Here is an 8,059-nt window from a genome sequence, read left to right as displayed (position 1 = left end):
CTGGGTGGGAGCGCAGGCGGGGGGTGGGGGGTCGGGGGAGACTGGGGGCATGCCGGAGCTGCCTGAGGTCGAGGCGTTGAGTGCTTTCCTGTCCGAGCGGTTGACCGGGCGGGTGATCGCTCGGGTGCAGCCGGTGGCGATCAGTGCGTTGAAGACGTACGACCCGCCGGTGACGGCGTTGGAGGGGCGGACGGTCGGGGCGGTGACCAGGCGGGGCAAGTTCCTGGACGTCGAGGCGGAGGGGCTGCACCTGGTGGTCCACCTGGCCCGGGCGGGCTGGTTGCGGTGGAAGGACGGTCTGCCCGCTGAGCCGCCGCGGCCGTCTCCGCGCAATCCGCTGGCGTTGCGGGTGCGGTTGGCGGGGGAGGCGGGGGACGGGTTCGATCTCACCGAGGCCGGGTCGAAGAAGGGGCTGGCGGTGTACGTGGTGCGGGAGCCGGCCGAGGTGCCGGGGGTGGCCAGGCTCGGGCCGGATCCGCTGGATCCGGGCTTCACGCTGGCGGACTTCGCGGCGCTGTTGCGGGGCGAGCGGCGTCGGCTCAAGGGGGTGCTGCGGGACCAGGGGGTGTTGGCGGGGGTGGGCAACGCCTACTCGGACGAGGTGTTGCACGCGGCCCGGATGTCGCCGTACAAGCTGGCCGCGAGTCTGACCGAGGACGAGGTGGCCCGGCTGTACGAGGCGCTCGGGGGCACGCTGCGGGAGGCGGTGGAGCGCTCGCGGGGGCTGGCGGCGGGGGAGCTGAAGGCGGAGAAGAAGCTCGGGCTGCGGGTGCACGGCCGGACCGGCGAGCCGTGCCCGGTGTGTGGGGACGCCATTCGGGAGGTGTCCTTCGCGGACTCCTCGTTCCAGTACTGCCCTACCTGCCAGACCGGGGGCAAGCCGTTGGCGGACCGGCGGTTGTCGCGGCTGTTGAAGTGAGGGGGAGGAGAAGTGAGGGGGAGGGGAGGGGAAGTGGGGAGGGGAGGGGAAGTGAGGGGTGGGACGGGTTCTGGCCGTCCCACCCGGTCGTCGGCGTTTGGTCAGCGCTTGATGGCGACGCCGCCCCAGTAGTAGGCGGCCTTCGGGTCGGCCGGGGGCTCGCCGTCGGGGCGCCAGGCCAGGACCGGGGCGACGCCCGGCTCGACCAGGTCCCAGCCGTCGAAGAAGCGGACGACGTCGTCGTAGCCGCGCGGCACCAGGGTCATCCCGCCGGCCCGGGCGGCCTCGGCGACCTTGCCGACGGCCTCGGGGTCGAAGTCCGGGGTGGGGGTGGTCAGGGCGATGCAGCTGCCGGCGGGCAGGGCGTCGCGCAGTGCGGCGACCCGGCCCCAGGGGTCGTCCTCGTCGGCGATCAGCATCAGTACGGCGATCATCAGCAGGCCGACGGGCTGGGTGAGGTCGAGGGTGGCGGTGAGCGCCGGGTCGGCGAACAGCTCCTCGGGCTTGCGCAGGTCGGCGTGGATGTAGGTGGTTCGGCTGGCCGGGCTGGAGACCATCAGGGCGCGGGCGTGGGCGAGCACGATCGGGTCGTTGTCGACGTAGACCACCCGGGTGCCGGGGCTGACCGCCTCGGCGATCTCGTGGGTGTTCGGCGAGGTCGGGATGCCGGTGCCGAGGTCGAGGAACTGGCGGATGCCGTGCTCCTGGGCGAGGTAGCGCACGGCCCGGCCCTGGAACGCCCGGTTGGCCTTGGCCATCGCCTTGACGCTCGGTACGGCCTGCTCGATGGCCTGCCCCATGGCGCGGTCCGGCGGGAAGTTGGTCTTCCCGCCCAGCCAGTAGTCGTACACGCGCGCAGAGTGCGGGGCGGTGGTGTCGACACCGAAGCGTTCCCACTGGCTGAGCTCGGTGGCGTCGTCGTCCTGCGGGCCCTGGCGGGGGGAGTCCTGACTTGTCGTCATGGCCACGTCCTCTGATGGCAGATCATCACACTGGGGAAGGCACAGCGTAGCGGTCCGGACGGGAGGTGGAGCGTCCGGTCGGGGAAGATCCGTGGAAGATCTTCGGATGTGGAGTGGACGGCCGGTGGCCTTGAGCCGTCGGAGTGGTGATGGGGGCCGTCGGAGTTGCCCTCGGGGAACCGTGGTGACGGCCGGGGGAAGCATCCAGAATGCTGTCAGATCGTCAGATTACTTCGCGCAGATTGCTGCTGGTTGCGGCCGGAATGTCCCTGCTGGGGACGGCCGCCGGATGTCGGAGCCCCTGGGGTGGCGGGGAGGGCGGCGCGGCGGCGGGGGCGGCCGATGCCGCGGCCCCGACGGGGACCGAGGGGGCGTCGGCCGCGCCGTCGGTGGCGGCCCCGGGGGGCACGCCGTCCGCGGTGCCCTCGCCGGCGCCGCCGTCCGGAGCCGCGCCGAGCGCGGTGCCCGTGCGCCGGGCGCTCTCCGAGGCGGAGAGCAAGCCGGTGTACGACCTGGACCCGGAGCGGAAGGTGGTGGCGCTCACCATCGACGACGGGCCGGACCCCCGGTACACGCCGACCGTGCTGTCGATGTTCGAGCAGTACGGGATCAGGGCCACGTTCTTCCTGATCGGGGAGAACGCGGTCGAGCACCCCGCCCTGGTGCGGGAGATCGCGGACCGCGGCCACCACATCGCCAACCACACCTGGACCCACCCCGACCTGCGGCACATGTCGGAGGGCAAGGTGCGGGACGAGCTGGAGCGCACCTCCGACCTGCTGCAGCGGACCACCGGCCGGCAGCCCACCTGGTTCCGTGCGCCGGGCGGGGACTTCTCGGCGGTCTCGCTCAAGGTGGCCGCCGACCTGGGGATGCGGAACATGGCCTGGTCGGTGGACCCGCGGGACTGGGCCCGGCCGGGGACCTCGGCGATCATCGACCGGGTCCTCAAGAACGTCCGGCCCGGGTCGATCGTGCTCAATCACGACGGGGGCGGGGACCGGTCGCAGACGGTGGCGGCGTTGAAGGCGTACCTGCCGGTGCTCGTCGACTCGGGGTATCTCTTCACGGCTCCGCCGAACTGAGTTTCGCATGACGGGGCAGGTCGCGGTTTTAACCCTTAAACCACTCGAATGGGTGGATTAGAAGAACCGTTTCTGCGTTTTTTGGGCCTCTAGGGTGATCTCGCACCAATTAACCGGGTACTGCCGAGTACCACCTGAAAGGCCCTCACTCATGCGTCTCCGCAACGCCATGCTCGCCGCCGCCAGCGCCGTCGCCCTCGTCCTCGCCGTCCCGTTCTCCGCGAATGCCGCGACGGGCGACTTCCTCTACAAGGTCGGCCCCGGGGTCCCCGTGGGCCTGGCCGACCCGCAGAGCCGCGAGTGCATCGACCTGCCGTGGACCACCGAGGAGGACCCGGGCTTCGCGCCGGAGAACCGCACCCAGTCCACGGCCACGGTCTTCCTGGACTTCGGCTGCTCGGGCGACGTCTTCTACGTCATGAACCCCGGCAAGAAGCTCGGTGACCGGCTGAAGCTGCGCTCCGTGGTCTTCTCCTGAGCGCGGGGGAGCGCGGGGTGGCCGGGGCCGGGCGGGCGGCGTAGGTTCGAACTGTCCGGCCCGGTCGCCGGCCCCTCGCCGTGCCCGTACGCCTGTCGTCGTCGCGCGGCCCGCCGTGCCCGTGGTCGGGCGCCGCAGCCTGGGCAGAGCGAAGGAGGGCCTGGGATGACCGGCAACGGCTACGCGCACCCCGAGGCGTTGGTCCGCACCGAATGGCTGGCCCACCACCTGGACGACGGGACGATCCGGGTCGTCGAGGTGGACGAGGACACCGAGGCCTACGACCGGGACCACATCCCCGGCGCGGTCGGCTGGAACTGGACCACCGACCTGCACAGCCAGGTCGGCCGGGACTACATCGACCGCGACGGCGTCCAGCACCTGCTGCGGGCGGCCGGGGTCGAGGACGACACCACCGTGGTGCTCTACGGGGGCAACAACAACTGGTTCGCCGCCTACGCCTACTGGCTGTTGCGGCTGCGCGGCTTCGGGCCGGTGCGGCTGCTGGACGGCGGGCGCAAGAAGTGGGAGCTGGAGGAGCGGGAGCTCACCCGTGCGGTGATGGACTACCAGCACAGCGGGTTCCGGTTGAGCGGGCCCGAGCGGCCGGAGCTGCGGGCGCTGCGGGACGAGGTGCTGGCCAGGGCCGAGGTGTTCGCCAAGCCCGGGGCGGACGCGGTGCTGGTGGACGTCCGCTCGCCGGCCGAGTTCCGGGGCGAGCTGATCGCGCCCCCGCACCTGCCGCAGGAGCAGGCGCAGGTGCCCGGGCACATCCCCGGCGCGGTCAACATCCCGTGGTCCCAGGCGGCCAACGACGACGGGTCGTTCCGTTCGGCGGAGGAGCTGCGGGCGCTGTACGGGGGGAAGGGCGTGGAGCCGGAGCGCGAGGTGATCGCGTACTGCCGGATCGGCGAGCGGTCCGCGCACACCTGGTTCGCGCTCACCGAGCTGCTCGGGTACCCGCACGTGAAGAACTACGACGGCTCGTGGACGGAGTACGGCTCGTTGGTGCGGGCGCCGGTGGTGCTCGGGGCGTGAGGGGCAGGAAGGGCAGGAGGGGTGCGAGGGGCTTCAGGGGCCTCAGGGGTGGGTGAGGTGGCGTGACGGCTTCGCGGCCGGGCTGCGAAGCCGTCGTGTCGGCGGGTTTCTTTTCATGAACATCTCACCGGAGGGGAGTGGACGAGGGGCTGCCGGGACAAGGATCGATCCGACCCAATCGTTCCGGTGATCCCTGGAGGACCACGTGCGCAAGAGGCTGATCGTCTCTGCTGCCAGTGCCCTGAGCCTGTTCCTGGCCGTTCCCGCCTCGGCTTCCGGCTTCCAGCCGGGCGCGGCCGGGGTCGGCGACCCGTACTACCCGACCTACGGCAACGGCGGGTACCGGGTCTCGCACTACGACATCCGGTTGAAGTACCAGCCCGCCACGGACGAGCTGGAGGGCACCACGACCATCCTCGCCACGGCCACCCAGGACCTCTCCCGGTTCAACCTCGACTTCGCGTTGGACGTCTCGGAGGTGCGGGTCAACGGCCGGGTCGCGAAGTTCGCCACCAGCGGTGAGCAGGAGCTGGAGATCACCCCCGCGCGGCCGCTCGCCAAGGGCTCCCAGGCCACCGTGGTGGTGCGCTACAAGGGCGTGCCCTCCACGGTGAAGAAGTACGGCTTCACCAGCTGGCACCGGACCCCGGACGGCGCCGTGGCGGCGAACGAGCCCGAGGCCGCCTGGTGGTGGTTCCCGAGCAACGACCACCCGAGCAACAAGGCCACCTACGACGTCTCGGTGCTCGTCCCGGACGGCAACCAGGTGATCAGCAACGGCGTGCTGACGGGCACCAGCTCGCAGGCCGGCTGGACCCGGTACAGCTGGCGGGAGAACAAGCCGCAGGCGACGTACCTGGCCACGCTCGCGGTCGGCAAGTTCGACATCACCCGGGACACCACGCCGAGCGGGCTGCCGGTCTACAACGCGTACAGCAAGGACCTCGGCGAGAACGCGGACGCGGCGCGGGCGAGCGTCGAGCGCACCGGCGAGCTGGTGGACTGGCTGAGCGGCTACTTCGGCGAGTACCCGTTCAGCTCGGTCGGCGGCTACGTCCCCAATGTGCCGACCGGCTACGCCCTGGAGACCCAGACCCGGATCTTCTACAGCCCCCGGCAGTTCGCCCGGGGCACCAACACCTCGGTGGTCGTCCACGAGTTGGCCCACCAGTGGTACGGGGACAGCGTCTCGCTCTCCAAGTGGAGCGACATCTGGCTGAACGAGGGCTTCGCGCGGTACTCGCAGTTCCTCTGGTCGGAGCACGAGAACGAGGGAACCGCGCAGGAGCTCGCCGACTACGTCTACGCCTCGCACCCGGCCGACGACCCGTTCTGGAAGGTCAAGCCGGGCGACCCGGGCCCGGACGACCAGTTCTCCGGCGCGGTGTACGACCGGGGTGCGGTGGCCGTCCAGGCGCTGCGCAACGCCGTCGGGGACGAGAAGTTCTTCAAGATCCTGAAGGGCTGGCCCACCGAGCGCCGCTACGGCAACGCCACCATCCCGGAGTTCCAGGCCTATGCGGAGAAGGTCTCCGGGAAGAAGCTCGGGGACGTGTTGAACACCTGGCTGTTCACCCCCGGCAAGCCGGCGGTCGGGCCGGTGCCGCCGGGTGCCGCGGCTGCCGCCTCGCCGGCGCCGGGTGCGGACCGGGCGGAGGGTCGGCTGCCGGCGGAGCCGAAGTCCTGGAAGCAGATCCAGGAGACCAACTCGGTGCACCAGTCCCATAGCTGACGACATGTCGGAATGGTCGGCGTGACGGCTTCGGGGCACGGGCGCGAAGCCGTCATGTCGGCGCGTTTCTTTTTATGAACATCTCACCGGAAGGGAGTGGGGGAGGGGTTGACGGGACAAGGATCGGTTCAACCCCATCGTTCCGGTGATCCCTGGAGGACCATGTGCGCAAGAGGCTGATCGTCTCTGCTGCCAGTGCCCTGAGCCTGTTCCTGGCCGTCCCGGCCTCGGCTTCCGGCTTCCAACCCGGCGCGGACGGCGTCGGGGACCCGTACTACCCGACCCTCGGCAACGGCGGGTACCGGGTCTCGCACTACGACATCCGGTTGAAGTACCAGCCCGCCACGGACGAGCTGGAGGGCACCACGACCATCCTCGCGACGGCCACCCAGGACCTCTCCCGGTTCAACCTCGACTTCGCGCTGAAGGTCTCCGAGGTGCGGGTCAACGGCCGGGTCGCGACCTTCGCCACCAGTGGCGACCAGGAGCTGGAGATCACCCCCGCGCGGCCGCTCGCCAAGGGCGACCAGGCCACCGTGGTGGTGCGCTACAAGGACGTGCCGTCCACCGTGCAGAAGTACGGCGGCTACACCGCCTGGCGCCGCACCCCGGACGGTGCGGTGGTGGCCGGCGAGCCCGTGTCGGCCGCGTGGTGGTACCCGAGCAACGACCACCCGAGCAACAAGGCGACCTTCGACGTCTCGGTGCTGGTGCCGGACGGCAACCAGGTGATCAGCAACGGCGTGCTGACCGGGACCAGTTCGCTGGCGGGCTGGACCCGGTACAGCTGGCGGGAGAACAAGCCGCAGGCGACCTACCTGGCGACCCTGGCGATCGGCAAGTTCGACATCACCCAGGACACCACCGCGAGCGGGCTGCCGGTCTACAACGCGTACAGCAAGGACCTGGGCGACAACGGCGCCGCGGCGCGGGCGAGCATCGAGCGGACCGGCGAGCTGGTGGACTGGCTGAGCGGCTACTTCGGCGAGTACCCGTTCAGCTCCGTCGGCGGCTACGTCGCCAACACCTCGTCCAGTGGCGCCCTGGAGACCCAGACCAGGGTCTCCTACGGCCCCGGGTTGTTCGCCCGGGGCACCAACACCTCGGTGGTCGTCCACGAGCTGGCCCACCAGTGGTACGGCGACAGCGTCTCGCTCTCCAAGTGGAGCGACATCTGGCTGAACGAGGGCTTCGCCGAGTACTCGCAGTTCCTCTGGTCCGAGCACGAGAACGAGGGCACCGCGCAGGCAGTGGCCGACTACATCTACGCCTCGCACCCGGCCGACGACCCGTTCTGGACCGTCAAGCCGGGCGACCCGGGTGAGGAGAACCAGTTCTCCGGCGCGGTGTACTACCGCGGCGCGGTGGCCATCCAGGCGCTGCGCAACGCCGTCGGGGACGAGAAGTTCTTCCAGATCCTCAAGGGCTGGCCCACCGAGCGGCGCTACGGGAACGCCACCATCCCGGAGTTCCAGGCGTACGCCGAGAAGGTCTCCGGCCAGAAGCTCGGGGACCTGCTGAACACCTGGCTGTTCACCCCGAGCAAGCCGGCCGTCGGACCGGTGCCGCCGGGTGCCGCGGCCGCGGCCTCGCTGGCGCCGGGCGCGGACGCCGGCCGGGACGCGGTGCCGGTCGAGCCGAAGTCCTGGAAGAAGATCCAGGAGGCCGGTTCGGTGCACGAGGGCCGGCACTGACGGCAGGGCGGTACCAGGGCGTGTCTTCAAACTCGCGTCTGCGGGCCGACGCCGGTGCACGCACCTCGCCGCGTTGTCGTCGGTCGCCAATGCTCCGCAGTGGCTCCCTCCTCCGCCTTGCGATGCACGCACCCCAACGCCGCCCCGCCCG

General features: G+C 70.9%; 7 protein-coding genes. 6 read left to right on the top strand and 1 reads right to left on the bottom strand.

Annotation, left to right across the window (positions count from 1 at the left end; all coding sequences use genetic code 11):
• Positions 1–49: 49 nt before the first annotated feature.
• Positions 50–919 (top strand): Fpg/Nei family DNA glycosylase, encoded by an 870-nt coding sequence (locus ACFU7Z_RS31470; RefSeq protein WP_380781218.1) that lies wholly within the window; start codon positions 50–52, stop codon positions 917–919.
• A 101-nt stretch (positions 920–1,020) separates the two neighbouring features.
• On the opposite strand, the gene ACFU7Z_RS31465 is transcribed toward ACFU7Z_RS31470, so the two are convergent.
• Entirely contained in the window at positions 1,021–1,881 is an 861-nt protein-coding gene (locus ACFU7Z_RS31465) for an SAM-dependent methyltransferase (protein WP_117486949.1), read from the bottom strand.
• A 419-nt stretch (positions 1,882–2,300) separates the two neighbouring features.
• On the opposite strand from ACFU7Z_RS31465, the gene ACFU7Z_RS31460 reads away from it, so the two are divergent.
• The 5 genes from ACFU7Z_RS31460 to ACFU7Z_RS31440 all read left to right on the top strand — a co-directional run bounded on the left by ACFU7Z_RS31460 (position 2,301) and on the right by ACFU7Z_RS31440 (position 7,908).
• The gene (locus ACFU7Z_RS31460) at positions 2,301–2,966 is read left to right on the top strand and encodes a polysaccharide deacetylase family protein (protein WP_158077770.1); all 666 of its coding nucleotides are present in this window, start codon (positions 2,301–2,303) and stop codon (positions 2,964–2,966) included.
• Between the two features lie 151 nt (positions 2,967–3,117).
• Positions 3,118–3,444 carry a hypothetical protein gene (locus ACFU7Z_RS31455; RefSeq protein WP_049658296.1) on the top strand — a complete coding sequence of 109 codons (327 nt, stop codon included), beginning with the start codon at positions 3,118–3,120 and terminating at the stop codon, positions 3,442–3,444.
• 165 nt (positions 3,445–3,609) lie between these two features.
• Positions 3,610–4,482, top strand: coding sequence for a sulfurtransferase (locus tag ACFU7Z_RS31450; protein ID WP_049658298.1), 873 nt, complete (start codon positions 3,610–3,612; stop codon positions 4,480–4,482).
• A 205-nt stretch (positions 4,483–4,687) separates the two neighbouring features.
• Positions 4,688–6,214 carry a M1 family metallopeptidase gene (locus tag ACFU7Z_RS31445; protein WP_380781216.1) on the top strand — a complete coding sequence of 509 codons (1,527 nt, stop codon included), beginning with the start codon at positions 4,688–4,690 and terminating at the stop codon, positions 6,212–6,214.
• A gap of 164 nt (positions 6,215–6,378) precedes the next feature.
• Positions 6,379–7,908 (top strand): M1 family metallopeptidase, encoded by a 1,530-nt coding sequence (locus tag ACFU7Z_RS31440; RefSeq protein WP_380781214.1) that lies wholly within the window; start codon positions 6,379–6,381, stop codon positions 7,906–7,908.
• The last annotated feature ends 151 nt before the right edge of the window (positions 7,909–8,059 follow it).

Source organism: Kitasatospora sp. NPDC057518 (assembly GCF_042802075.1).
GTDB lineage: Bacteria > Actinomycetota > Actinomycetes > Streptomycetales > Streptomycetaceae > Kitasatospora.
Note: the sequence above shows the minus strand (reverse complement) of the source record. Positions and strands in the feature narration are given on the sequence as shown.

Excerpts from the sequence above, each read along its gene's own strand:
- ACFU7Z_RS31470 (WP_380781218.1), top strand. The coding sequence starts at position 50 with ATGCCGGAGCTGCCTGAGGTCGAGGCGTTGAGTGCTTTCCTGTCCGAG.
- ACFU7Z_RS31465 (WP_117486949.1), bottom strand. The coding sequence starts at position 1,881 with ATGACGACAAGTCAGGACTCCCCCCGCCAGGGCCCGCAGGACGACGAC.
- ACFU7Z_RS31455 (WP_049658296.1), top strand. The coding sequence starts at position 3,118 with ATGCGTCTCCGCAACGCCATGCTCGCCGCCGCCAGCGCCGTCGCCCTC.
- ACFU7Z_RS31450 (WP_049658298.1), top strand. The coding sequence starts at position 3,610 with ATGACCGGCAACGGCTACGCGCACCCCGAGGCGTTGGTCCGCACCGAA.